We start from the raw sequence: 25,172 nt of genomic DNA, 5'->3' as shown, positions 1-25,172 counted from the left end.
GTTCACCGATGACAACCAGCAACGACCGCCACTCCGAATATGCCATCCACCCCATGTTTCTCGATCGCTGGTCGCCCCGCTCCTTCACCGGCGAGGCGATGCCCGAAGCGGATCTCTTGACCATCCTCGAAGCGGCGCATTGGGCACCGTCGGGAAGCAACTACCAGCCCTGGCGTTTCGTCTATGCACTGAACACGACGCCCGAGTGGGAGAGTTTCCTGGGGCTTCTGGTCGAGTCGAATCAGGTCTGGGCCAAGTCGGCTTCGGCCCTGGTCTTTCTGTTCTCTGACACCTTGAGCCGGCGCGATGACGGTTCCGAGCCCCGCCCCTTCCGTAGCCACAGCTTCGACACCGGCGCGGCATGGGCCATGATGGCGCTGCAGGCAATGCATTCCGGCTACGCTGCGCACGCTATGGGCGGCGTTGATTTCGACCGGGCCGTCGAAGTTCTTCGTGCCCCGGCGGGATATCGCGCCGAGGCCGCCGTTGCAATCGGCCGTCGTGGTGAGAGGTCGCTGCTGCCGCCGACGCTTCAGGAACGGGAAGTACCGAACCAGCGCAAGCCGCTTTCTGCAGTTGCCTTCAGCGGCAGCTTCAAGAACTGAACACCAGTTTCATTAACCAAGTGTTTCACGTGAATCACTCCTTAGCCGGATTCACGTGAAACTTTTCCGATATCAGATATCGAGATTGGCAACGCTCAGCGCGTTGTCCTGAATAAACTCGCGTCGAGGCTCGACCTCGTCGCCCATCAGGCGCGAGAACAAACCGTCAGCATCGGTTGCGTCGCTCACCCTCACCTGCAGCAGCGAACGGACATTCGGATCGAGCGTCGTTTCCCAGAGTTGCTCGGCGTTCATTTCGCCAAGTCCTTTATAACGCTGCATGGTGAGACCCTTGCGACCGGCGGCGAAGATGGAATCCAGCAGTGCCCGCGGGCCGGAAATTTCCGCGCGATCGTCCTTGCGGGCGAGTTTCGGCGGAGCGGCATAAATATCGTGGAGACGCGGCGTAAGCTGGTCGATATGGCGCGCATCGGCGGAACCGATCAAGGCGACGTCAATGGACGCCACTTCCTTGACGCCGCGGACCATGCGCTCGAAGCGCAAACCGCCCTCCTCGGTGACATGACCGGTCCAGCCGCGTTCGGTTTCCTCGGCGATGAGATCGAGGCGCCTAGCCACTTCGGCGGCGGTTTCCTCGGCGCGGGCATGATTATCGGTGAGTTCCGGATTGAGTGCTCCGGCAATTGCCGCCTGTTCGATGACGTTGCGGTTGTAACGCGAATGCAATCCATCGACGAGGGAACGCAATCTCAGCGCATCCTGGATGACATCGCGCAGATCCTGCCCGGCCCTGACCTCACCGTTACCAAGCGTCAGCGTGGCTTCTTCGATGCCCATGGTAATGAGGTAGTCTTCAAGCGCCTTCTCGTCCTTTAGATACTGGACGGACTTCCCGCGAGCAACCTTATAGAGCGGCGGCTGGGCGATGTAGAGATGACCGCGCTCGATCAGTTCCGGCATTTGGCGGAAGAAGAAGGTCAGCAGCAGTGTGCGGATGTGGGCGCCGTCGACGTCAGCATCTGTCATGATGATGATCTTGTGATACCGCAGCTTGTCGGCGTTGAACTCGTCCTTGCCGATCGAGGTGCCGAGCGCGGTGATGAGCGTACCGATTTCCTGGCTCGACAGCATCTTGTCGAAACGCGCCCGTTCCACGTTCAGGATCTTGCCGCGCAGCGGCAGGATGGCCTGCGTCTCGCGCGAGCGGCCCTGCTTTGCCGAACCGCCTGCCGAGTCGCCCTCGACCAGGAAGAGTTCCGATTTGGCGGGATCGCGCTCCGAGCAGTCGGCGAGCTTGCCCGGCAGCGATGCGATATCGAGCGCGCCCTTGCGCCGTGTCAGTTCCCGGGCCTTTCGCGCCGCTTCACGGGCGACCGCGGCCTCGACCACCTTGCCGACAAGGATCTTGGCATCCGAGGGATGTTCCTCTAGCCAGGTGGAAAGAGCCTCGTTGACCAGGCTTTCAACGACGGGACGGACTTCAGACGAAACCAGCTTGTCCTTGGTCTGAGACGAGAACTTCGGATCCGGAACCTTTACGGACAGCACGGCCGTCAGGCCTTCGCGGCAGTCATCCCCGGTCAGCGTCACCTTTTCCTTCTTGATGATGCCAGAGGTATCGGCATAGGAGGTGATCTGTCGGGTCAGGGCGGCGCGGAAGCCGGCCATGTGGGTGCCACCATCGCGCTGCGGAATGTTGTTGGTGAAGCAGAGCACGTTTTCGTGGTAGCTGTCGTTCCACCACATGGCGACCTCGACGGTGATGCCGTCCTTCTCGCCACGGATCGCGACCGGCTTTTCGACCAGCGGCTTCTTGGCGCGGTCGAGGAAACGCACGAAGGCCTCAAGGCCGCCGTCATAGACCATCTCTTCTTGGCGGATGTCTGACTTGCGCTTGTCGGTCAGCAGGATGCGGACACCCGAGTTGAGGAAGGCGAGTTCGCGCAGGCGGTGTTCCAGCGTCGCATAGTCGAATTCGGTCCTGGTGAAGGTTTCGGCGCTTGGCAGGAACGTAACTTCGGTGCCGGAGCGACCCTCATAATCACCCGTGACCTTCAGCGGCGCGTCCGCCACGCCGTGGGTGAAGCTCATCTCATGGATCTTGCCGCTGCGGCGGATCTTGAGGCTCAGCTTGACCGAGAGCGCGTTGACAACCGAGACCCCCACGCCGTGAAGACCGCCCGAAACCTTGTAGGAATTCTGGTCGAACTTACCGCCGGCATGAAGCTGCGTCATGATGACTTCGGCAGCGGAGACACCTTCGGTCGGGTGGATATCCGTCGGGATGCCACGACCGTTGTCCGTCACGGTTACGGAGCCGTCGGCATTCAGGGTCACCGTCACGATATCGGCATGACCGGCCAGCGCTTCGTCGATCGCGTTATCGACGACTTCGTAGACCATGTGATGCAGACCCGAGCCGTCGTCGGTGTCACCGATATACATGCCGGGGCGCTTGCGGACTGCATCAAGCCCCTTCAGCACCTTGATCGAATCCGCGCCGTATTCGGCCGGACCATCATTTTCCTTGATCGGCATGTCGGTCATTCAGCAATCTTTCCAGTCATGATGTTCAAAGCGTCGATATCGAATCAGCGCCATCGAGCGCATCGACTATAGGAGGTTTGACGCAAGTTCCAAAGGCGGGCCGCGCGAAACCCGTGGATATGGCGGCCTTAGAGCGTTTCAAGCCGGCTTTTTTGCAGCTTCGAGCAGATCGTTGAGTTGCTTTAGCACATCCGGGGGGAGGGTGCGAATCCTGCGGGCCAGTTCATTGGCGAAAGCGGTATATTCGGCGGGCAGGCCCGCGGTATCGACAACGACCCTCGGATCGGACACGCCGGCGATGGCAAAAAGTTCCTCCGCCTCATCCCAGATGATATTGAAATAGCCGGCGACACGCTGGAGAAAATCGAAATTCGGTTTCCCCTTTCGGCCGTGTTCCAGAGCGGAAAGATAGGCCGGAGATACGCCGATCGCGGCCGCCATTTCCTTTTGGGAAACGCCCTTCTTTTCCCGCAACCGTCGCAGCGCTTCGCCGAACGGTGTCATCCGCGATCCCCCCTGCCTCGCGACAGTCGGACATAGAGCGCGCCCTCCCCGCCATGCTGACGAGCGGCCGTCTCGTAGGACGAAATGAGAAAGCGGAACTCGGGCTTGGAAAACCAGAGCGGAACCGAACGTTTCAGCGCGCCGTCGCTTCCCATGGAACGCCCCTTGCCGGTAATCACCAGCACATGCCGCAAGCCCCTGTCATGGGCGCGCAGGAGAAAGTCGAGAAGGATGCCGTGCGCCTCGCTCTGAATCAGGCCATGAAGATCGATGCGGGCCTCAAGCGCAAGATGACCGCGCGACAGCTTGCGCTTGACCGGTTTCTCCAGCGGATGATGTATTCCGCCCGGAGTCTTCTTCTGCCCCGCCTGCGTACCAGCCACGTCGCCAGCGGGAGCCGCCGAAGCCGAAGATGCCGCCTTGTCCTCGGGAGCGGGCTCGACGAAGATTTCCTCGAATCCAGCGAGTTCCTCGAGGCGACCCGGCATCGGCCTCGTCGACCTGGCGACCTTGCCCCACAGGATACGATCTTCCGCGCTGAGTTTTCCTTTGCCCTTCACCAGCCGAACCTCGAAGCCGCCTCTTTCGGGACGAGTATATAGAAGTCGGCCGCATTTCGCACGGCGCCGGCACGTTCGCCCGCCTCGTCGCCGGAGCCGGTAAAAATATCGCCGCGCGCGGGACCGACAATCGCCGATCCCGTATCGAGCGCCAGCATCAGCCGGGCGAAGGGCTGTCCATCGTCGATGCATGTCAGGCTCTCCGATCGGATGAAGAAGGGAAAGCCGAAGCTGTGGATCAACCGGTCGACCGCCAGCGAGCGGCCTGCAACCAGAGGCACCTTTGCCGCGGCGATCGGACCAAGGTTCGGGTCCGGCACCTCGGCCTCACGGAAGAAGATGTAGGACCGGTTATGCCAGAGGACTTCGTTCACCCTTTCAGGATGGGCCGCGAGCCAGGCGCGGATCGACTGCATGGATATCCCGGTAAGGGGGATTTCGCCGGTATCGACTAACAGCTTGCCGATGCCGGAGAATGGATGGCCGGCCTTAGCGGCATAAGTGATGCGGCCTATGCGACCGTCGGCATACCGGAGTCGGGCTGCGCCCTGAACGTGAACATAGAAGACATCCACCTTCGATCGCGCCCAGGCTATCTCCAAGCCCTTGCCCTCGAGATAGCCTTCGTCGATGGCCCGGCGATCCGGGTAAGGAGAAACAACGCCATCCTGCAAACGACCGAAGGCATAGCTTGCATCCATATCCGCGGCCCGGTTGTCGTCATCGAGATCGACAAGGTCATCGGGGCGCCTGTAGAAGGGAAAGCGGAACTCCTCGTCCGGCTCCTCCCGCACTTCGACTTCCGGCTCGTAAAAGGCGGTCACGAACCCCCGGCCGCCGTTTTCCGGCTCGATCAGAAAGGGCCGACATTCCGTCTCGAAAAATGCCCTCGCCTGGGCAGCGTTTTGCGGCGCGACGCTCGCGGCAAGATCCAGCAGCGGCAGGAAATCGGCGGACGAAAGCCCTGTTGCACCCGTACGGTAAGGCTTTACCTCTCGAATGTGACGCCGACAGGCGGCAAGCGCGTCGAACAGCGGCGACGGGTCGTCCCGATCCCAACCCTCGAGATCGTCGAAGGTTACCGGTTTCAGCCTGAACGATGCCGCGGCGCCAGTCATAGCTCGGATTCGGTCGCGATCAGCTTCCAGTTAGGGTCGCGCGAGCGGACGTCGCGCGCAAAGGTCCAGAGATCGTTGACCTCAGAAACGGCTTCCGCATCACCATCGATCAGCTTGCCGGTCTTGTCATACGTCGCGGTAATCAACTGGCAGACGATGCGAACGGTCACCTGCTCTTCACCGTCCTTGATCGCGGCTTGAAGTATATCGGCCTTTTCAATGCCGACAAAGGTGGACTTCACCACTTCCCCGCGGGCTTCCCGTTCCGAGATCGCAGCCTCGAAGCCTTCCAGTACCTCCCGGGAGAGAAGACTCTTCAGGGTTTTGCGATCCCCATCGGCATAGGCCATCACGATCATCTCGTAAGCCATGCGGGCGCCGTTGAGAAACTCCTTCGGGTTGAAATTCTGGTCCTGTTTGACCAGTTCACGCAGTGATTCGTTCAGTTCCGTGCCAGGGGCGGCGAAGGCATCGACGACGGCAAAACGCTCGTCGCTTCCCTGTTCGTCGCGGCGGGGCAGAGTGACAACCTTTCCGTCATCGCTGCCAGGCCCCTTGGCAAGGTCGCGAGGCGAATAAGGATCAAAAGGCGGCTTCTCATTCCCGGTACGGCGACCGAGTACACTGCGTAGCTGCAGGAAAATCAGGACTGCCGCCACCAGAAAAAAGATAGTCACAAAGTCGTTCGATCCCATGGCAATCCGTCGGCCCTGTTTAAATTCCTGCTTGTGAGACCCATATAGTCCGCATATGCCGATGATTCAAATAGCGAAGTGCTTTGTCGTCGGTTCGAAACCGCTCCGACCGGCGAGGCCGGAACCATTGAAGAAGGATCGGGGATCCCCTCATGCGTGTGCCGCTGGCCATTCTCCTGCTGATGCCTTTTGCCGAGATCGCCACATTCGTCCTGGTGGGCAAGGCGATCGGTGTCCTTGCGACGCTCGGTTTGACACTTCTGGCAGTGTTCGCCGGACTTGCCCTCCTGCGCATCCAGGGCGCCGGCGTTCTTCAGCGCCTCCAGAAAGAAAGCCGTTCGGGCGATAATCCCGGAAAGGAAATCCTCCACGGCGCAATGATCGTGGTGGCCGCCTTCCTCCTTATCATCCCCGGTTTCCTGACCGATGTCGTCGGCCTCCTGCTCTTCGTCCCTTTCGTGCGGGATCTCATCTGGTCGATCATCGGTCCGCGCATTGTCGTCTCCCGCAGCAGCGGCTTTAGTTATCAGAGTGCCGGCGCCGGAAATTCTCGCCAGGACGGACCCGTCATCGATCTCGATGAAGAAGACTTCCGGCGCGATGCCAACGGCAAGTCTCCATGGTCGATCGGAAAGGATCCCCGAGGATGACCGGAAAAGGCCGAAGGCGCCTTCCGGCCTGAGGGTTGTAAGCACCCGGTCGAAATGATAGACGGCCATAGCAATTCAATCCGCGAGGAACGCCCCATGGCCAACGAAAATCAGGGAACCGCAAGTCCTTCCCTCAACATACTTGCTCAGTACATCAAGGACCTGTCCTTCGAGAACCCCGGCGCACCGCGGTCGCTGCAGGCCCGGGACAAGGCTCCCGCCATCAACATCAATGTAAACGTCAATGCCAACCCGCTGACCGAGTCCGACTTCGACGTCGTTCTGTCGCTCAATGCTGAAGCCAAGGAAGGCGACAAGGTCCTCTTCGCCGCCGAGCTCGTTTACGGCGGTGTTTTCCGCATCACCGGTTTCCCGCAGGAGCATATGCTGCCAGTTCTCTTCATCGAGTGCCCGCGCCTGCTGTTCCCGTTCGCCCGCCAGATCATTGCGGACGCAACCCGCAACGGCGGTTTCCCGCCGCTGATGATCGATCCGATCGACTTCGCCCAGATGTTCACCCAGCGTGTCGCCGAAGAACAGGCTCGCGCCAAGGTTCAGGCCGTTCCGAACTGATCTTCGGAACCACCCGTCAGACAATACAAAGGCCCGGTTTTACCGGGCCTTTTTCGTTCAACGGTATTTCGACCAGATTGCCTTGCCGCCCAGTCGGCCGAGCAATCCTGCATGTCTTTCCGCCTCAGCATCGCTGATGCGCGCCGAAAGCGGTCTCGACCGCTCATAGGAGACCTCGATGACTTCGGTTTCGACACCGCCGCTTGAACCACCCCGTGTTTCGGACTGCACGAGGCCGAAGGCAGCCTGACGGCCGCCCAGCATTTCGATGTAAACTTCCGCAAGCAGCTCGGAGTCTAGGAGCGCCCCGTGCTTCGTTCGGTGGGAGTTGTCGATTCCGTATCGACGGCAGAGCGCATCGAGCGAGTTCGGACCCATGGGATGCTTGCGGCGCGCTATCGCCAACGTATCCACCACCATTTCGCCCGGCACCGGCGGGAGACCGAGCCGCTCGAATTCGGCATTGATGAAGTTCATGTCGAAGGTTGCGTTGTGGGCCACCCACTTTGCGCCATCGAAAAACTCGACGAGATCATCGACGATTTCAGCAAAGGACGGTTTGTCTTTCAGCGACTCATCAGTGATACCGTGAACCGCCAGGGCGTCCGGATGCACCTTCCGGTCGCCAGGATTGATATAGACGTGAAAACTTCTTCCTGTCGGGAAGTGGTTCAGGAGTTCGATCCCGCCGACTTCAATGACCCGGTCATTCTTGAATTCGAGGCCGGTAGTTTCCGTATCGAAGACGATCTCGCGCATTCATGCCTCCGCTTTCGCCCGCCGACGCAGGCTATCAATAATGTCCAGAACCTGTTTTCTCGCCGCTTCCAATCCGTGACCGGTGTCAACAACGAAATCGGCCCGCCGGCGTTTTTCCGCATCCGGCGTCTGCCGCTCGAGGATCATCGCAAATTTCTCCGGTGTCATGCCCGGCCGCTCCAGAACCCGCTTGCGCTGTATCTCGGCATCGCAACTTACGACAACGACGACATCAACCCGTTTTTCGGCACCTGTCTCGTAGAGCAGCGGAATATCCAGAACGACCATATCAGCTGCAGCTTTGCGCTGCGCCTCCAGGAATTCTAGTTCCCGCTCGCGCACAAGCGGATGAATGATGGACTCCAGAAGCTTGAAATTAGCCGGATTCCTCGCAAGGTTTTTCGACAGTTCCGAACGATCCACCTCGCCATTGCGGACCGCGCCGGGAAATGCGGCTTCTACCGGTTCAACTGCCTTGCCGCGGTAGAGTTCGTGGACGACCCGGTCGGCATCGTTCACCGCGATACCTGCATCGGCGAACATCTTAGCCGTCGTTGACTTCCCCATGCCGATCGATCCGGTAAGCCCGACGACGATCATGCATGAACCTCCATGTCCGCGATGACCAGATTGCGAAGTTCCTCATCCACCACCGGTCGCTGGCCGAACCATCTCTCGAAACCGGGCACTGCCTGATGCAAGAGCATGCCGAGACCGTCCACTGTCGCCAGACCCCTGGCCTTGGCCTGCAGCAGGATCGGTGTCATCAACGGAACATAGACGATATCGGTCACAAGGGCAGAGGAAAGAAGACGATCGAACGGCATTTCGGCAACCGGTTCGCCGTCCATGCCGAGCGAGGTGGTATTGATGAAAAGACCTGCCCCTTCGCATACTTCCGAAAGCGCCGACATCGGATGTGCATGGACGGCCGGACCAAACCGGTCGGCCAGTTCCATCGCCCGTTCCAGGGATCGGTTGACGACGTTGATCTCCCCGATACCACGATCCCGAACCGCCTGTACGATGGCACGGCTCGCGCCGCCCGCACCGAGGATCACTGCGCGGTCGACGCCATCCCAACCAGGATGACTAGCATCCAGACTGGCGGTGAAACCGATGCCATCGGTATTGGTGGCGTTCAGCCTGCCCTCTTCCATCCAGAGCGTGTTTGCAGCGCCGAGTTCCTCGGCCAAGCCATCTAGAACATCGGCGAGCCGGCATGCAGCTTCCTTGTGAGGTATAGTTACATTGCCCCCGCGAAAACCGGATGCGCCACTCTTCAGTCCGGCAATGAACGCTTCAAAATTCTCCGGACTGACCGCCACCCGCTCATAGCTTCCTTCAATCCCGAAGCGCTTCAGCCAGTGCCCGTGAATGAGGGGAGAGCGCGAATGCTTGATCGGGTAGCCGACAACGAAGGCATGGTTAAAAATTGTTTCACGTGAATCAGCCATCGATCTCCCCCAGGGTCCGCAACTCCTCCAGAAGCGGCAGTAGCGGCAAACCCAGTATGGTGAAATAGTCGCCGCTTATCCCTTTAAATAGCCGGATTCCTTCAGCCTCCAATTGATAACAACCGACGCTTTTGAGGACCGCGTCACCTGTCCGTTCCAGGTAGCGTTCCAGAAATTCATCGGAAAACGCGCGCATGCTGAGTTCGGCTATCGAGACATTCTCCCAGAGAACCCGGTTGTCCCTCACCAGAACGACGGCGCTGTTCAAGCGATGGGTCTTGCCACGCAGGGTCTTCAGATTCCGTCTGGCCTCATCGATATCGGCAGGCTTATGAAAGACGATATCGTCAAGCGACATGGTCTGGTCACAGCCGATGACGAGGGCGCCCGGATTCCTTGAGGCCACGTCGCGCGCCTTCAGCCGTGCGAGTTCCAATGCGAGCCGATCCGGAGGCAGCGGTTCTCCGGCGATGCCGGCCTCGGCCGCGCGTTCATCGATCCGCGCCGCTTCGGTTTCAAATTGAAGGCCGGCATTTTCCATCAGCGTTCGACGCGACTGACTTGCCGAAGCGAGCATCAGTTTCCCTGCCATGAGGCACCTTCTCTAACGCGGTCCATGAGATTCGCCTTATCGCACCTTCGGACGCAGGGCAACGATAGCGGCGGCCGTCTCCTCGATCGACCGACGCGTCACATCGATGATTGGCCAGTTGTTGCGGGTACAGAGACTGCGTGCATATTTCAGTTCCTCGGCGATAGAGGCGCGATCGGTATAGTCGGTGGGATTAAACCCGGAGGTGACACCGAGTTCGCGATTGCCCCGCACCTGCGATATGCGATCGGACGTGGCGATAAGGCCGACGATCAAGGGCTTTTTCGCCCGATAGAGACTGTCCGGCAGAGGCACTCCGCAGACGATGGGAATATTCGCGGTCTTGATACCGCGGTTGGCGAGATAGATGCTGGTTGGCGTCTTCGAGGTACGGCTGATCCCGATGATGACGACATCGGCTTCGTCATACCCATCCGGGGCCTGACCGTCATCATGATCCATCGTATAGTTGAGCGCTTCGATGCGCGCGAAATATTCCGCATTGAGGGCATGCTGAGCCCCGACTCGTCCCCGTGAAGAAGCGCCGAGATAGGACTGGAACTTATCGATCACCGGCTCGAGAACATTGACACTCGGGACGCCCATGTCCCGGCAACTCGCCTCCAACAGGCTGGCAAGCTCGCGATCGACGATCGTGTAGAGCACGATCCCCGGTTCCTGGTCTATCGCCTCCAATACCGGGAGAAGCTGGCGCTTGCTTCGGATCAGCGGATAGACGTGTTCGATCGCGTTATGGGAATTGAACTGGGCCGAGGCCGCTCTGCCGGCCGAGATGAGAGTCTCGCCGGTTGAGTCAGAAATCAGGTGGAGATGGAAGAAGCTTTTTCGGTTCTCCACGTTGTTCTCGACCGCCTGTTGATAATTCGGGAGTAAGAGAGGTATCGACCAGCGGGGCAAAGAGGCAAGGGGAAAAATGCCGATTTATCCACATGAGAGGGGATAAAGGACGGATGAAAACTGCTTCTGTGAATTGTGGTAAGACGACGCAGCCATCCTCAACTACCCACAGCTTGTCCACAGAAGAGCCGTGCATTCTCTTCTCCTTACACCATTGAATATAAAGGATTTATGGAAACAGTTCCGGTCAAATCCCCATTCAATCGGATTCTATCCCGCCAAATCCCGAAGGCTCGTGAAAGCAGGGTAAACCTGTGTATCGGGATTAATCCTTGATAGTCAGAGACTCTTAGAAATAGAAGAAGATTCAATTCTCATTTCTTTTTTGAAAGGCTGACCCTTGAGCGCCGGCAACCGAAAGATCCTTGAGGTTCTGAATGGCAGGACCGTCTCCCCGCCTCCGATCTGGCTGATGCGGCAGGCGGGCCGGTACCTTCCTGAATATCGGGAGACCCGGGCGAAGGCCGGCAGCTTTCTTGATCTCTGTTATACGCCTGAACTTGCGGTCGAGGTGACGCTGCAACCGATCCGACGTTATGGTTTCGATGCCGCCATTCTCTTTTCTGATATTTTGGTGATACCCGATGCCTTAAAGCGGAATGTGCGGTTTACGGAAGGGCATGGTCCGCAGATGGATCCGATCGATGTCGATGACATCGAGGCATTGGAGGCGGGAGATTTCATCGGTTATCTGGCGCCGGTTATGGAAACCGTCGCTCGTCTTCGAAAGGAGTTACCTGCGGAGACAACCCTGCTCGGCTTTTGCGGAGCTCCATGGACGGTTGCCACCTACATGATCGCCGGGCATGGCACGCCCGACCAGGCCCCTGCCCGCCTCTTTGCCTATCGCCATCCCAAGGCTTTCGAGAAGCTGCTCGACATGCTGGCCGATATCTCCGCTTCCTATCTGGTGGCGCAGATCGATGCGGGGGCTGATGCGGTGCAGATCTTCGATTCCTGGGCCGGGGTTCTCGGCGAGGAGGAATTCGAACGCTTCTGTATTCGTCCCGTCGCCCGGATGATCCGGTCCGTGCGGACGCAACGGCCGGCTGCGAAGATTATCGCCTTCGCCAAGGGGGCTGGCTTGCTCCTCAAGGATTATCGCCGCAAGACGGCGGCCGATGCGATCGGTCTCGACTGGACCGTGCCGCTCTCCTTTGCGGCGGAACTGCAGAAGGAAGGTGCCGTGCAGGGCAATCTCGATCCGATGCGCGTCGTTGCCGGCGGTTCTGCGCTTGAGGACGGCATTGATGCCATTCTGCAGGCGCTTGGCAACGGTCCCCTCATCTTCAATCTTGGCCACGGTATCACACCTCAGGCCGATCCGGAGAATGTGGCGGCGCTGGTTAATCGGGTGCGTGGCAGGCGATGAGCAAGGACGAGCGGCAGACGGGGACAAGAGAAGGTAGGAAAGCGGTTTTCAGGGCTGCGACAGCCCTGGTGTTTTTCGGCGCGATCGCGCTTTACATCATGTTTTTCGGTGCCGATCAGGCCTATCTCTGGATCAAGGCTCTGCATGTGGTTGCCGTGATTTCCTGGATGGCCGGTCTTCTCTACATGCCGCGGCTTTTCATCTATCATGGTGACAGCGAGCCGGGGTCGCAACAGGCACAGACATTTGCCATCATGGAGCAAAGGCTGCTGAAAGTGATCATGAACCCCGCCATGATGGTTTCATGGTCTCTCGGACTTTATCTCGCCTGGTCCGTTTACGGGTTTCACGGCGGCTGGCTGCATGCAAAACTTGCGGCCGTCCTTGGATTGACCGGCGTTCACGTGTTTTTTTCACGCGCGGTTGCGTCCTTCGGCCGGGGTGACTACATAGGCAACGCGCGCTTCTGGCGGCTGATGAACGAGGTTCCCACCTTGTTGATGATCGTCATCGTCATTCTCGTGATTGTTAAGCCTTTTTGACCTTCCCTGCGGCATTGTCGCATTATTTTGGGTCGTTTCCGCTTTTCTCTTGCGGGCAAATGGCTGAATCGCTATTTTCCGGCAATCTCATCTTCCTGGCTTGCGTAACATTCTGTCATTTGCGGCCTTCTCGCGATCGTACCGAATTCCATCGGCTCGCCTTCCCCAACAAAAAAATCATGACGTGGTCCCTCTTCATGGCTGAAATGAAGCTACAAGAACTTAAAAGCAAATCGCCGACCGATCTCCTGACCTTCGCGGAATCGCTTGAGGTGGAGAACGCCAGCACCATGCGCAAGCAGGAGCTGATGTTCGCGATTTTGAAAATGCTCGCCAGCCAGGATATCGAGATCATCGGCGAGGGTGTGGTCGAGGTATTGCAGGATGGCTTTGGCTTCCTGCGTTCGGCGAATGCCAATTACCTTCCTGGCCCCGATGATATTTACATCTCTCCCTCGCAGATCCGGCGCTTCTCTCTAAAGACGGGTGACACCGTCGAAGGCCCGATCCGCGGCCCCAAGGAAGGCGAACGCTATTTTGCTCTCCTGAAGGTCAACACGATCAATTTCGAGGATCCGGAAAAGATCCGTCACAAGGTTCACTTCGACAACCTGACGCCGCTCTATCCGAACGAGCGCTTCAAGATGGAGCTGGATGTTCCGACGTCCAAGGACCTTTCAGCTCGGGTGATCGATCTGGTGGCGCCTCTCGGCAAGGGCCAGCGCGGTCTGATCGTCGCACCGCCGCGTACCGGTAAGACTGTTCTTCTGCAGAACATCGCGCATTCGATCACCGCGAACCATCCGGAATGTTATCTGATTGTCCTTCTGATCGACGAGCGTCCGGAGGAAGTCACGGACATGCAGCGGTCCGTTCGCGGCGAAGTCGTTTCCTCGACCTTCGACGAGCCGGCCGTTCGCCACGTCCAGGTTGCCGAGATGGTTATCGAAAAGGCGAAGCGTCTCGTGGAACACGGCCGCGATGTCGTCATTCTTCTCGATTCGATCACACGCCTCGGCCGTGCCTACAACACGGTCGTTCCGTCTTCGGGCAAGGTTCTTACCGGTGGCGTGGATGCCAATGCGCTGCAGCGTCCCAAGCGCTTCTTCGGTGCAGCTCGTAACATCGAGGAAGGGGGTTCGCTAACGATCATCGCAACGGCGCTGATCGATACCGGCAGCCGCATGGACGAAGTGATCTTCGAAGAGTTCAAGGGTACCGGCAACTCCGAAATCGTTCTTGACCGCAAGGTTGCAGACAAGCGTATCTTCCCGGCCATGGATATTCTGAAGTCGGGCACGCGCAAGGAAGACCTTCTGGTTCCGCGTCAGGATTTGCAGAAGATCTTTGTTCTTCGCCGTATTTTGGCTCCGATGGGTACGACCGATGCCATCGAGTTCCTGATCGATAAACTGAAGCAGACGAAGAACAATAGCGACTTCTTTGAATCGATGAACACCTGACGGGGTGATTCCAGGCGCGTAAGGCACCTGGAATGATAGTCTATTCCTTGTCTGAAAACGATTCGGCTCCGTTTCGTATCGTCTTTCGGGAACGGAGATCGCGAGTGATGGTGTCTTCGATGCGCGAGACTATCGCTGCTCTTTCGTCTGGTGCATTGCCTTCAGGTGTGGCAATCGTTCGTCTCAGCGGTCCGAAGGCGGCGATCATCTGCGAGGCTCTTGCCGGCCTGTTGCCGAGGCCTCGCCAGGCCGCGCTGCGACCGATTCGAGATCGAAACGGTTCCTTGCTCGATCAGGGCCTGGTTCTCTTTTTTCCGGGACCTAATTCCTTCACGGGTGAAGATTGCGTTGAGTTTCACCTTCATGGCGGCAAGGCCGTCGTCGAGGGTGTTCTGAACGCCGTTGTCGCATTCGAGGACTGCCGTCTTGCCGAGGCCGGTGAATTTTCGCGCCGGGCGTTTGAAAACGGCAAGCTCGATCTCGTCGAGGCGGAGGGGCTTGCCGATCTGTTGGCAGCCGAGACCGAGATGCAGCGGCGGCTGGCGCTGGAACAGAGCAGCGGGCATCTCTCGGCGGTCTATCAGCACTGGCGCGAGCAGTTGTTGACCGCACGTGCATTGATTGAGGCGGAGCTCGATTTCTCCGATGAGGGGGATATTCCGGGCAGCGTTTCGGACCGCATATGGAAAGATATGTCGATCCTGGCGAGGGACATCGAGCGCGCGCTTGCTGATCTCAAGGCTGGCGAGATTATCCGGGACGGCTTCAGCGTGGTTATCGCGGGAGCCCCGAACGCAGGTAAATCGAGCCTGCTTAACGCTTTGGCCAATCGCGAGATTGCGATTGTAACAGAATATGCCGGCACGACGCGGGACATTCTGCACTGCGAACTAGATCTCGGGGGTTATGCCGTTCATCTCTATGATACAGCCGGTGTTCGCGAGACCGTCGAACCGGTGGAGAGAGAAGGTATCCGACGAGCCTACCGCAAGATGGAGGAAGCTGATCTTGTTCTTATGCTTCGCGAGACATCGAGCTCCAGCGTTTACGAGATAGCGCTTCCGGAAGGTGTTCCCGTAATTGAGGTCGTGACGAAGCTGGACGTCGCAACCGAATCGGAACCGCACCGTCGCGGTGCGATCGGCATATCGTCAATGAGCGGTTTTGGTCTGGATCGGCTGCGGTTGGCTATCCTCGATCACTTGAAAGAACGGACCAGTACGGTTTCTCTTGCCATTCCAAGCCGTTTGAGGCATGCACAACACCTGCGTGACGCTGCGGATTACATTCGCCGGGCGATCAATGCTGAAAATGATGGATTGGAAATCCGGGCGGAGTTTCTTCGCCGAGCCGCCGATGTTCTCGGGCGTATCACCGGCAAGGTGGATGTCGAGATGCTTTTGGGGAAGATCTTCTCGGAATTCTGCGTCGGCAAGTGATTCACGTGAAACACGGATGTTTATCTACCCTCCCCCTGCTTTGAGCGGGCATGGAACAATGCTATGGGCAATTCGAGCTATGATGTAATCGTCATTGGTGGTGGCCACGCTGGAGCGGAGGCCGCGTCGGCCGCTGCACGAATGGGCGCGCGTACCGCCCTTGTCACGCAGAAACGCGAGACCATCGGAGCTATGTCGTGCAATCCGGCGATCGGCGGGCTCGGAAAGGGTCATTTGGTTCGGGAGATTGATGCTCTCGACGGTCTTATGGGTCGCTGCGCCGATAAGGGCGGCATTCAGTTTCGAATGCTGAATCGCAAGAAGGGTCCTGCGGTATGGGGTCCCCGGACCCAGGCCGATCGAAAGCTCTACCGTCAGGCCGTTCAGGCTGCGTTGGAAGAGACCGACCATCTCGTTCTGGTCGAAGGGAATGTCGTATCCTTCATTCGGAACGATACCGTAATAATTGGCGTTCTTCTCTCTGACGGCAAAGAGCTGCGAGCGAAAGCAGTCGTTCTGACCTCGGGCACTTTCTTACGCGGACTTATTCATATCGGGGATCGCAAGATACCGGCCGGGCGAATCGGAGAGCCACCCTCGACAGGCCTGAGCGAAGACCTTTCGTCATTTGGCCTTAAGCTTGGCCGTCTGAAAACGGGGACGCCAGCGCGCTTGGATGGCAAGACGATCGACTGGGCATCTCTGGAACGGCAGGAAGCCGATTCGGACCCGATCCCATTTTCGTTCATGACGGACCGCATTGCGAACCCGCAGATCGCCTGTGGCATTACCCGGACGACGGACGCTACGCACAGGCTGATCCGGGAGAATATCCACCGCTCCGCCATGTATTCCGGGCAGATCGAGGGTGTAGGTCCGCGATATTGTCCCTCGATTGAGGACAAGATCATGCGTTTCGGTGATCGCGACGGGCATCAGATCTTCCTGGAGCCGGAGGGACTGGATGATGACACCGTCTATCCGAATGGGATTTCGACCTCCTTACCGGAAGACGTACAGGACGCCTTCATCCGTTCCATTCCGGGACTTGAATATGTTCGTATCCTGCAATGTGGATATGCGATCGAATACGATCACGTCGATCCGCGAGAACTGGAACCGACGCTGCAGGTTCGCAAGGTGCCCGGTCTTTTCCTGGCGGGGCAGATAAACGGAACGACGGGATATGAGGAGGCTGCGGCGCAGGGTTACGTCGCGGGATTGAATGCCGCGCTTTTCGCCGGTGGCGGAGAAGGCGTGGTCTTCAGCCGCACGGAATCCTATATCGGCGTGATGATTGATGACTTGACGTCGCGTGGCATTCAAGAACCTTACCGCATGTTCACATCCCGAGCGGAATATCGGCTCACCCTACGCGCCGATAATGCGGATATGCGCTTGACCCAGCGGGGCATCGATCTGGGCTGTGTTTCCAGGGAGCGCCACGAACGCTTCGTTGCTTACCGAAGCGAACGCGAAGGCCTGCTGGCGCGACTGGAGGATCTCTCCGCCACACCAAAGGAAGCCCAGCAGCAGGGTGTGACGGTCAATCAGGATGGGAGACGCCGCTCCGCACGTGAGCTTTTGTCTTATCCCGATATCAATTGGGACGATGTATGCCGCATCTGGCCGGAGCTTAACCCCGTTTCCGCGAAAATGGCGGAAGCCGTTTCGATCGATGCGCTTTATTCGGCTTATATCGATCGCCAGGCTCAGGATATTGCCGGGCTGCGGATTGAGGAGGAACGCGTTATTCCGCGGGATTTCGACTTCCACGCTCTTTCAGGCCTGTCGAACGAATTGAAGCAGAAGCTTTCGACTGCGCGGCCTTGGAGCATAGCTCAGGCCGCGCGCGTGGACGGCATGACGCCTGCTGCAATCGCTCTTCTGGTGGGCTGCATCAAGAGAAATGAGCGGTTGCAAAAAACCGGATAACCATGACGAAAGATATCCTGAAAGAAGTACTGAATCTCGACGTTTCACGTGAAACCTTCGACAAACTGGAGCACTTTGCGTCACTTTTCAAAAAGTGGTCCGCCTCCATTAATCTCGTTGCCTCCTCAACGCGGGATGATCTCTGGCGGCGGCATGTCGTGGACAGTGCGCAGATCTTTAAGATTGCTCCGGGTCCGAAACATTGGGTCGATCTCGGAAGCGGTGGCGGCTTTCCGGGTGTCGTCACCGCCATCCTGCTCTCTGAGCTCGGCGAAGGATGGGTCGATCTGGTTGAAAGCAATCACAAAAAGGCGAGTTTTCTTCGTCTGGCCCTATCCGAGACGGGTGCGCGCGGTACGGTTCATCCGATCCGCATCGAGGACGCGCCCAACAAAATTGCTTTACCGGACGCCATATCGGCAAGGGCGCTTGCGGAGCTCGACCGTCTCTTAGCCTATGCAGAGCCGTGGGCCACGCGCAATCCCGAACTTCTTTGCGCGCTGCATAAAGGGCGGGATTATCAGTCCGAAATCGAGAAAGCGCGTGGTCGCTGGGCTTTTGATCTGGTAATACATCAGAGCGCCGTGGAAACGGACTCCGTCGTTCTGGAGATCGCTCGATTGAGGCGCGCAGCTCAATAATAGTCTCGGGTGCGGCATGACTGTCGAAATCAACCGTATCATTACGATCGCAAATCAGAAGGGTGGCGTGGGCAAGACGACCACTGCCATCAATCTCGCGACCGCATTGGCCGCCATCGGTGAGCGTGTCCTCATCGTTGACCTGGATCCTCAAGGGAATGCCAGCACGGGTCTTGGCATCGATCGGCGCGACCGCAAGCTTTCCTCCTATGATGTTCTGATCGGGACCCACTCCGTCGGAGAGGCTGCCGTGGATACGGCGGTTCCCAATCTCGCTATCGTGCCGTCGACGATGGATCTCCTCGGTTTCGAAATGGAGATTTCCCAGCAGGCCGACCGCGTCTTCCGCCTCAAGAAGGCACTGATGAGCGATTCAGCGCGGCAATACAGCTACATCCTGCTGGATTGCCCCCCTTCTTTCAATCTGCTGACGATGAATGCCATGGCGGCCGCGCATTCGGTGCTGGTGCCGCTGCAGTGTGAGTTCTTCGCACTGGAAGGCCTCAGCCAGTTGCTGGAAACGATCAATCAGGTCCGGCATAGTGTGAATCCAACCCTGGATATCCAGGGAATCGTGCTTACTATGTTCGATGCGCGCAACAATCTGGCGCAGCAGGTGGTCAGTGACGTACGGGAGCATTTGGGCGAGAAAGTCTATGCAACGCTGATCCCGCGCAACGTACGCGTGTCCGAGGCTCCCTCCTATGGGAAGCCTGCGATCCTTTATGATCTCAAATGCGCCGGAAGTCAGGCTTATCTGCAACTCGCATCGGAGGTGATCCAGCGGGAGCGGCAGCGTAAGGCAGCATAATCGGCGCATTTGTTATGAGGTATAAAATATGAGTGACGATGTATCGAAGCGGCGTCTCGGCCGGGGTCTGGCTGCGCTGATCGGCGAGATGGATCAGCCCATTCCGGTCGGCGAGCCGCGGACAAGCGTCAATCCGGATCGAACGGTCCCGATTGAATTCGTCACGCGCAATCCGAAGAATCCGCGTCGCTACTTCGATGAAGCCGAGCTCCAGGACCTCGCAGGTTCGATACGACAGCATGGTATTGTTCAACCGGTCGTCGTTCGAACGCGTGGAACGGACCGCTATGAAATCATAGCCGGCGAAAGACGCTGGCGAGCAGCGCAACTGGCCGGTCTCGTCGAGATCCCGGTGATTGTGCGTGACGTGGACGATCGTACCGCTCTGGAACTGGCCATCGTGGAAAACGTCCAGCGCGCCGATCTCAATCCGCTTGAAGAAGCGCTTGGTTACGAGCAACTCATCGCCGAACATGGCTATACGCAGAACGATCTTGGCGAGATCATCGGCAAGAGCCGCAGCCATGTCGCCAATAGTCTCCGCCTGTTGAAGCTGCCGGAACCCGTTCGCGACATGCTTGCCGATGGCAGTCTCTCGGCCGGTCACGCCCGTGCTCTCGTTTCCACGCCAGACCCCGTTGCGCTTGCCCGCACCATTACCGCCAAGGGCATGTCGGTGCGTGATGCGGAAAAGTTGGCTCAGACGCATATCAAGGCGCAGAATGCTCCGCCGCAGGCCGATCTGCGGCCTGAGAAGGATTCCGATACGGTGGCTCTGGAGCGCAGTCTTTCCGATCGGCTTGGGCTTTCGGTCGCCATCAGCCACAAGGGAAGCGGCGGGCAGATTCGTATCAGCTACAAGAGCCTCGATCAGCTTGAGGAAATCTGCCGACTGCTCGAGGGGCGCTGATAGCACCCATCCTATATCCCTTTCGGCTCTTTAAGGAACGTAAGCGTGTCCGTCAGGCGCGGCGGTTGCGCCGGGCCGACTGAAGGGTCGTCGACAGAAGTGTTTGCAGGGCCAGGTTGTCCTCCAAGAGAGGCTTCTGACGGCTCTGTAGTATGGTAGATTGGATGCGTGCGGCCTCGCGCGCCAGATCCGCGGATGTCCAGTTTCGCAGCGCCTTTTCGACCACAGGCTTGCGCTTGAAGTGAATGCCCCTGCCAAGTGTCTGCATCACCTGAGCCGGCTGCTGGCGCTTTTCTTCCACCTCGCAACGCATCAGTTCAAGTTGCTGGAATTGTTTCAGGCAGGATTGCAGGACCAGAAATACGGGCGTCTTTGAGGTTACGACCTTCTGTATCGCATGCAGGAAGCCGTCCGCGTCGCCGTTCAGCACGGCATCGACCACCTCATCGGTGGAAATCGCGCTTGCATCGCCGATGATCTCGGTCACCTGCTGTTCGTCTATGACGTCGTCGTGCAAGCAATAAAGCAGAAGCTTGCGGATCTCGTTTCTGGATGCGATGCGGTCGCCGCCCAACGATTCCACCAGAAGTTCGCGTGCAGCGGGCGTGATGCGCAACCCTGCCGCGGAAAGTTCCGCGTCGATAAGGGCATTGAGTGCCCGGGCATCGTCCTGATAACAGGGAATGGCTGCAATGGCGCGTGATCCCTCTGCCACCTTACGCAAGGCGGACCCCTTCTTGAGATCGCCGCCCTCGATAATGACATAACTGGTTTCCGGAGGGGCCTCGGACAGGATCTGAAGCCCGTCCACGAGCGCCTTTTCGTTCTGCGCTCCGCGAATCCATATGAGTTTCTGGCCCCCGAAGAGGCCGAAAGCGTTGACCTCGTCCATGAGGCGGCCGGGATCGGCCTGCAAATCCGAGACGTCGAGACGGATCAGCGCGAAACTGTCGGACAAATCGACGCCAGTCGTTGCGGCGAGTTGCGTTGCGCGCTCCGCAACGAGACCGCGATCCGGTCCATAGACGAGAAAGAGACGGTAGTGTCGCGCCGACTTCTGCAGGAAGCCGTCGAACTCGTGGGATTTGACCTCTGCCATCCCTTTTGGACTCAGCGTCCGAGCGCTGCTGCCAGATCGGCCTTGATCAGCTCGGCAAGCTGGTGAGCAGCGCGATCTTCTCCGTCGCGGATGGCACGAAGCTTGGCAAATTCCTGCTCGGGAAAATCGACAAGCGCAACCGACTGGCGGCGCGCGGCGCGCAGCGTCGCGCCATCGGAAATCCGCTGCAGGGTGTAGGAGCCGGTCACGATGACACGGCCGACATTCGGATTGTCGGCGCTTTCCTGCAAGAGAACGCCCACCACCGAGGAGGTAATGTTCAGTTGCACCCGATATTGTGGTGTCTTGGCTTCGCCCGCACCGCCGCCGGTGAGGAATATCAAGCGGTTGCGAACCTCCTGGCCGACCCGCGATGTGGCGTCGGAATAGGCGATCGCAGCGAGGTTTTCGCTTGTGCCCGAGGTTTCGTCATAAAGAGGGCGAACCTGGCAACCGGCGAGAAGGGTGGCGAGACCGAGGCCGAGCAGGATACCCGCCCGGCGTCTCGGCAGGCGTACGGAATCAAACGACAATGTTCACAATCCTTAACGGGACGACAATGACCTTCTTCGGCGGCTGTCCATTGAGGGCTGCCTTGACGACATCCAGCGCGAGAACCGCAGCTTGCACAGCATTCTGATCCGCGTCGCGGGCAATTGTCAATTCAGCGCGCTTCTTGCCGTTGATCTGGACGGGCAATACGACCTCGTTCTCTACAACGAGTTCCGGATCGAAGGTCGGCCAAGCCGCATTGGCGACGAGCCCCTTTCCCCCAATCGCCTGCCAGCATTCCTCGGCGAGATGCGGCGTCATCGGGGCGATCAGCTGGATGAGAATGCCGGCCGCGTCACGGACCGCCGCGACATAGGCGGCATCCGCCTTGCCCGAGGCAACCGTCGTCAAAGGTCCTGCCAGCGCGTTCACGAGTTCATAGATGCGAGCAATCGCCTTATTGAACGACAACTTGTCGAGATCGGCCTGGACGGCCTTCAGCGTCCGGTGGGTGATCTGCGAAACCGGGAGAGCCTCGCCTTCCTTGGCCGGAGTCGGCTGGGCTGCCGAAAGTATGTCGGCGGCCTCGGATATCAGTCGCCAAACTCTCTGGACGAAACGATGGGCGCCTTCGACCCCGGCCTCCGACCAGATGACGTCGCGATCCGGCGGAGAGTCGGAGAGAACGAAGAAGCGGGCGGTGTCTGCGCCATAGGAAGCGATGATGTCATCGGGGTCGACGACATTCTTCTTCGACTTGGACATCTTTTCGATCGAACCGATCGTGACTTCCTCGCCTGTCGTAATCAGCGTCGCCCGGCGATTGCCGTCGATTTCCTCGATGGCGATATCGGCCGGCGCTACCCATTGGCCGTTCGCGCTGGTTCCCAGGCGATAGGTTTCATGCACCACCATGCCCTGGGTGAAGAGGCCCTTGAAAGGCTCCTTGATGCTGACATGACCGGTTTCGCGCATGGCGCGGGTGAAGAAGCGGGAATAGAGCAGATGCAGGATCGCGTGCTCGATACCACCGATATACTGATCGACCGGCAGCCAATGGTCGGCAATGGCGGGCAATGTCGGCAGGTCTTCGCGCGGTGCGGTGAAGCGAGCGAAATACCAGCTCGAGTCGACAAAGGTGTCCATCGTATCGGTTTCACGCCGGGCATCCCTGCCGCATTCGGGGCAGGCGACATGACGCCAGGTGGCATGGCGATCTAGCGGATTGCCGGGGACGTCGAAGGTCACGTCGTCGGGCAGCTTGACCGGCAGATCCTTCTTCGGAACAGGAACCACGCCGCAGGCTTCACAGTGGATGACCGGGATCGGGCAGCCCCAATAACGCTGGCGGGAAATGCCCCAGTCGCGCAGGCGGAAATTGACCTTCCGCTCTCCCTGCGGGGCATTGCCGAGCAAGGTTGCCGAAAGGCGGCTTGCCACCGTTTCGAAGGCTTCCGCGGTCGACATGCCGTCGAGGAAACGCGAGTTAATCATCACGCCATCGCCGTCATAGGCGGTGTCGCCAACGGTGAAAGTCGCCGGATCGCCATCGGCGGGCATGACCACCGGAACGACCGGAAGATCGTATTTGCGGGCGAAATCGAGGTCGCGCTGGTCGCCGGAGGGGCAGCCGAAGATCGCGCCCGTGCCGTAATCCATCAGAACGAAGTTCGCGATATAGACAGGGAGTTCCCAGGAGGCATCAAAGGGGTGACGGACCCTGACGCCCGTGTCCATGCCCTTCTTCTCCGCCGTTTCCAGCGCTGCCAGCGACGTGCCGGCGCGGCGGCATTCCTCACAGAAGGCCGCGACGTCGGCGTTGTTTTCCGAGATTGCCTTCGCCAGCGGATGGTCCGCGGCGATTGCCAGGAAGGAGGCACCGAACAGCGTGTCGGGACGGGTCGTGTAAACGGTCACCTCCGAATGACCGGCCGGTGCGCCGGAGGCAATCTCCCAACGCAGCGACAGGCCTTCGGAACGGCCAATCCAATTCTTCTGCATCAGCCGGACCTTTTCCGGCCACTGGTCGAGCGTATCGAGCGCGTCCAGGAGGTCCTGGCTGAAATCGGTGATCTTGAAGAACCACTGCACCAGGTCGTGCTGTTCGACCAGTGCGCCGGAACGCCAGCCGCGACCGTCGATCACCTGTTCATTGGCAAGCACGGTCTGGTCGACCGGGTCCCAGTTCACCTTGGACTGCTTGCGGTAGACAAGGCCCTTTTCCATCATGTCGAGGAAGAGGTATTGCTGACGGTGATAATATTCGACGTCGCAGGTGGCGAATTCGCGGGACCAGTCCAGCGAGAGGCCCATCGACTTCAGCTGACCGCGCATGGTGGCGATGTTCTGGTAGGTCCATTCCTTCGGATGAACCTTGTTCTGCATGGCGGCGTTTTCAGCGGGCATGCCGAAAGCGTCCCAGCCCATGGGATGCAGCACGCTGTAGCCCCGGGCGCGCTTGTAGCGGGCAACGACGTCGCCCATCGCATAGTTGCGGACATGGCCCATATGGATGCGCCCCGAGGGATAGGGGAACATCTCGAGCACGTAGTACTTTTCGCGCTTGTCGTTGTTATCGGTGACGAAGACGCCTGCTTCGGACCATTTCGCCTGCCAGCGAGGCTCGGCGTCGCGCGGATTGTAACGTTCGGTGGCCATTTATCGCATTTCCGGAGTAGCAAGAAAGGAAGGCGTGACCTTCACCACGAAACCGGCCAAGCGTCAAGTTTTTGAGCGCCCCAAAGCGGCTTTGGAGACGCCCACGCAGACGGCTGTGGCTGTTGAATGTGGGAGGCTTGCATCCTGCCATGGCGGCGGGCGAATATGGCGGACGAAACATATGAATCGAACGGACAGGAACATGACGGCAGTCGAGGGTTTGAACGAGGTCAGGACACGGCTTGCGAAGGCAACGAAGCAGGCTGATCGTGAGCCGGATTCCGCAGTATTGGTGGCCGTATCGAAGACTTTCGACGCCGATGCGATCCGTCCGGTGATCGCTGCGGGGCAGCGGGTCTTCGGGGAGAACCGGGTGCAGGAAGCGCAGGGCAAATGGCCGCAACTCAAGGCCGAGACCGATGGCATCGAACTGCATTTGATCGGTCCTTTGCAGTCGAACAAGGCGGCTGACGCCGTTGCGCTTTTCGACGTCATCGAAACCGTCGACCGGGAAAAGATCGCCCGTGCGCTTGCCGAGGAAATGAAGCGCCAGGGCCGGCAACTGCCGGTCTATATCCAGGTCAATACCGGGCTTGAACCGCAAAAGGCGGGCATTGCGCCGGATGATGTCGCTGCGTTCGTGGATCTCTGCCGGTCCGGGCTTCAGTTGTCGGTGGAGGGCCTGATGTGCATTCCGCCGGTCGATGAAAATCCCGGGCCGCATTTCGCGCTGCTGGCAAGGCTTGCGGCGGAAAACGGTCTTACGAAACTTTCCATGGGTATGTCCGGCGATTTCGAAACCGCGGTCGCTTTCGGTGCGACCAGCGTGCGCGTCGGGTCGGCCATTTTCGGATCGCGCTGACCGTCAGGC

Annotated in this window: 25 protein-coding genes; 12 read left to right on the top strand and 13 right to left on the bottom strand. The window is 58.9% G+C overall.

Annotated features, from left to right (window positions below; all coding sequences use genetic code 11):
- The first annotated feature begins 8 nt into the window (after window positions 1–8).
- The gene (locus ACLBKR_RS18395; RefSeq protein ID WP_113425414.1) at window positions 9–605 is read left to right on the top strand and encodes a nitroreductase family protein; all 597 of its coding nucleotides are present in this window, start codon (window positions 9–11) and stop codon (window positions 603–605) included.
- Between the two features lie 72 nt (window positions 606–677).
- Here ACLBKR_RS18395 and gyrB read toward each other — a convergent pair whose 3' ends face one another.
- The 5 genes from gyrB to ACLBKR_RS18370 all read right to left on the bottom strand — a co-directional run bounded on the left by gyrB (window position 678) and on the right by ACLBKR_RS18370 (window position 5,990).
- A complete protein-coding gene (gene gyrB / locus ACLBKR_RS18390) occupies window positions 678–3,113 on the bottom strand; it encodes a DNA topoisomerase (ATP-hydrolyzing) subunit B (RefSeq protein WP_113338038.1) in 2,436 nt (811 codons plus the stop codon).
- A 138-nt stretch (window positions 3,114–3,251) separates the two neighbouring features.
- Window positions 3,252–3,617 carry a helix-turn-helix transcriptional regulator gene (locus ACLBKR_RS18385; protein WP_113447514.1) on the bottom strand — a complete coding sequence of 122 codons (366 nt, stop codon included), beginning with the start codon at window positions 3,615–3,617 and terminating at the stop codon, window positions 3,252–3,254.
- On the bottom strand, window positions 3,614–4,177 hold the full coding sequence (locus ACLBKR_RS18380; RefSeq protein WP_414899938.1) for a Smr/MutS family protein: 564 nt from the start codon (window positions 4,175–4,177) through the stop codon (window positions 3,614–3,616). The genes ACLBKR_RS18385 and ACLBKR_RS18380 overlap by 4 nt, the downstream gene beginning before the upstream one ends.
- On the bottom strand, window positions 4,174–5,295 hold the full coding sequence (locus ACLBKR_RS18375) for a murein transglycosylase A (protein WP_113447513.1): 1,122 nt from the start codon (window positions 5,293–5,295) through the stop codon (window positions 4,174–4,176). The genes ACLBKR_RS18380 and ACLBKR_RS18375 overlap by 4 nt, the downstream gene beginning before the upstream one ends.
- On the bottom strand, window positions 5,292–5,990 hold the full coding sequence (locus tag ACLBKR_RS18370; RefSeq protein ID WP_113338040.1) for a Tim44/TimA family putative adaptor protein: 699 nt from the start codon (window positions 5,988–5,990) through the stop codon (window positions 5,292–5,294). Before ACLBKR_RS18370 ends, ACLBKR_RS18375 begins: the two co-directional genes overlap by 4 nt.
- Before the next feature lie 152 nt (window positions 5,991–6,142).
- Here ACLBKR_RS18370 and ACLBKR_RS18365 point away from each other — a divergent pair, with 152 nt between their 5' ends.
- Window positions 6,143–6,640, top strand: a complete 498-nt coding sequence (locus ACLBKR_RS18365; RefSeq protein ID WP_113338041.1) for an FxsA family protein — start codon at window positions 6,143–6,145, stop codon at window positions 6,638–6,640.
- Window positions 6,641–6,736: 96 nt separating this feature from the next.
- Window positions 6,737–7,213 carry a protein-export chaperone SecB gene (secB, locus tag ACLBKR_RS18360; RefSeq protein ID WP_112830653.1) on the top strand — a complete coding sequence of 159 codons (477 nt, stop codon included), beginning with the start codon at window positions 6,737–6,739 and terminating at the stop codon, window positions 7,211–7,213.
- Window positions 7,214–7,270: 57 nt separating this feature from the next.
- On the opposite strand, the gene dnaQ is transcribed toward secB, so the two are convergent.
- Genes dnaQ through ACLBKR_RS18335 form a run of 5 tightly spaced genes read right to left on the bottom strand, consistent with a single transcriptional unit; the run spans window position 7,271 to window position 10,879 of the window.
- Window positions 7,271–7,972, bottom strand: coding sequence for a DNA polymerase III subunit epsilon (gene dnaQ / locus ACLBKR_RS18355; protein ID WP_113425416.1), 702 nt, complete (start codon window positions 7,970–7,972; stop codon window positions 7,271–7,273).
- Window positions 7,973–8,572 (bottom strand): dephospho-CoA kinase, encoded by a 600-nt coding sequence (gene coaE, locus ACLBKR_RS18350; RefSeq protein ID WP_113425417.1) that lies wholly within the window; start codon window positions 8,570–8,572, stop codon window positions 7,973–7,975. It lies immediately after the preceding gene.
- Complete coding sequence (locus ACLBKR_RS18345) at window positions 8,569–9,429, bottom strand: shikimate dehydrogenase (protein WP_113425418.1); 861 nt, start codon at window positions 9,427–9,429, stop codon at window positions 8,569–8,571. Before ACLBKR_RS18345 ends, coaE begins: the two co-directional genes overlap by 4 nt.
- Entirely contained in the window at window positions 9,422–10,021 is a 600-nt protein-coding gene (locus ACLBKR_RS18340) for a Maf-like protein (protein ID WP_113425419.1), read from the bottom strand. The genes ACLBKR_RS18345 and ACLBKR_RS18340 overlap by 8 nt, the downstream gene beginning before the upstream one ends.
- Before the next feature lie 36 nt (window positions 10,022–10,057).
- Complete coding sequence (locus ACLBKR_RS18335) at window positions 10,058–10,879, bottom strand: pyruvate, water dikinase regulatory protein (RefSeq protein WP_113338045.1); 822 nt, start codon at window positions 10,877–10,879, stop codon at window positions 10,058–10,060.
- Window positions 10,880–11,279: 400 nt separating this feature from the next.
- Between ACLBKR_RS18335 and hemE the strand changes: the two genes are divergently transcribed.
- From hemE to ACLBKR_RS18295, 8 genes are all read left to right on the top strand, one after another.
- Window positions 11,280–12,311, top strand: coding sequence for a uroporphyrinogen decarboxylase (gene hemE / locus ACLBKR_RS18330; protein WP_113425420.1), 1,032 nt, complete (start codon window positions 11,280–11,282; stop codon window positions 12,309–12,311).
- Entirely contained in the window at window positions 12,308–12,853 is a 546-nt protein-coding gene (gene hemJ / locus ACLBKR_RS18325) for a protoporphyrinogen oxidase HemJ (RefSeq protein WP_113338047.1), read from the top strand. Before hemE ends, hemJ begins: the two co-directional genes overlap by 4 nt.
- Window positions 12,854–13,050: 197 nt before the next feature.
- Window positions 13,051–14,316, top strand: coding sequence for a transcription termination factor Rho (rho, locus tag ACLBKR_RS18320; RefSeq protein ID WP_112830735.1), 1,266 nt, complete (start codon window positions 13,051–13,053; stop codon window positions 14,314–14,316).
- A 107-nt stretch (window positions 14,317–14,423) separates the two neighbouring features.
- Window positions 14,424–15,755, top strand: a complete 1,332-nt coding sequence (mnmE, locus tag ACLBKR_RS18315) for a tRNA uridine-5-carboxymethylaminomethyl(34) synthesis GTPase MnmE (protein WP_113338048.1) — start codon at window positions 14,424–14,426, stop codon at window positions 15,753–15,755.
- A 63-nt stretch (window positions 15,756–15,818) separates the two neighbouring features.
- Window positions 15,819–17,690 carry a tRNA uridine-5-carboxymethylaminomethyl(34) synthesis enzyme MnmG gene (gene mnmG / locus ACLBKR_RS18310; RefSeq protein ID WP_113338049.1) on the top strand — a complete coding sequence of 624 codons (1,872 nt, stop codon included), beginning with the start codon at window positions 15,819–15,821 and terminating at the stop codon, window positions 17,688–17,690.
- 2 nt (window positions 17,691–17,692) lie between these two features.
- Window positions 17,693–18,331: a 16S rRNA (guanine(527)-N(7))-methyltransferase RsmG gene (gene rsmG / locus ACLBKR_RS18305; protein ID WP_113437753.1), complete on the top strand. Its 639-nt coding sequence runs from the start codon at window positions 17,693–17,695 to the stop codon at window positions 18,329–18,331.
- A gap of 16 nt (window positions 18,332–18,347) precedes the next feature.
- On the top strand, window positions 18,348–19,142 hold the full coding sequence (locus ACLBKR_RS18300; RefSeq protein ID WP_112830642.1) for a ParA family protein: 795 nt from the start codon (window positions 18,348–18,350) through the stop codon (window positions 19,140–19,142).
- Between the two features lie 28 nt (window positions 19,143–19,170).
- A complete protein-coding gene (locus ACLBKR_RS18295; protein ID WP_112830641.1) occupies window positions 19,171–20,052 on the top strand; it encodes a ParB/RepB/Spo0J family partition protein in 882 nt (293 codons plus the stop codon).
- A gap of 52 nt (window positions 20,053–20,104) precedes the next feature.
- Here the strand turns inward: ACLBKR_RS18295 and holA are convergent, their stop codons facing one another.
- Genes holA through leuS form a run of 3 tightly spaced genes read right to left on the bottom strand, consistent with a single transcriptional unit; the run spans window position 20,105 to window position 24,301 of the window.
- On the bottom strand, window positions 20,105–21,151 hold the full coding sequence (gene holA / locus ACLBKR_RS18290) for a DNA polymerase III subunit delta (RefSeq protein WP_414899929.1): 1,047 nt from the start codon (window positions 21,149–21,151) through the stop codon (window positions 20,105–20,107).
- A gap of 11 nt (window positions 21,152–21,162) precedes the next feature.
- Window positions 21,163–21,684, bottom strand: a complete 522-nt coding sequence (locus ACLBKR_RS18285; protein WP_244713489.1) for a hypothetical protein — start codon at window positions 21,682–21,684, stop codon at window positions 21,163–21,165.
- The gene (gene leuS / locus ACLBKR_RS18280) at window positions 21,674–24,301 is read right to left on the bottom strand and encodes a leucine--tRNA ligase (protein WP_414899926.1); all 2,628 of its coding nucleotides are present in this window, start codon (window positions 24,299–24,301) and stop codon (window positions 21,674–21,676) included. Before leuS ends, ACLBKR_RS18285 begins: the two co-directional genes overlap by 11 nt.
- A 202-nt stretch (window positions 24,302–24,503) precedes the next feature.
- Here leuS and ACLBKR_RS18275 point away from each other — a divergent pair, with 202 nt between their 5' ends.
- Entirely contained in the window at window positions 24,504–25,163 is a 660-nt protein-coding gene (locus ACLBKR_RS18275; protein ID WP_112830733.1) for a YggS family pyridoxal phosphate-dependent enzyme, read from the top strand.
- The last annotated feature ends 9 nt before the right edge of the window (window positions 25,164–25,172 follow it).

This window comes from Paenirhizobium cremeum, assembly GCF_047553425.1.
Lineage (GTDB): Bacteria > Pseudomonadota > Alphaproteobacteria > Rhizobiales > Rhizobiaceae > Allorhizobium > Allorhizobium cremeum.
Note: the sequence above shows the minus strand (reverse complement) of the source record. Positions and strands in the feature narration are given on the sequence as shown.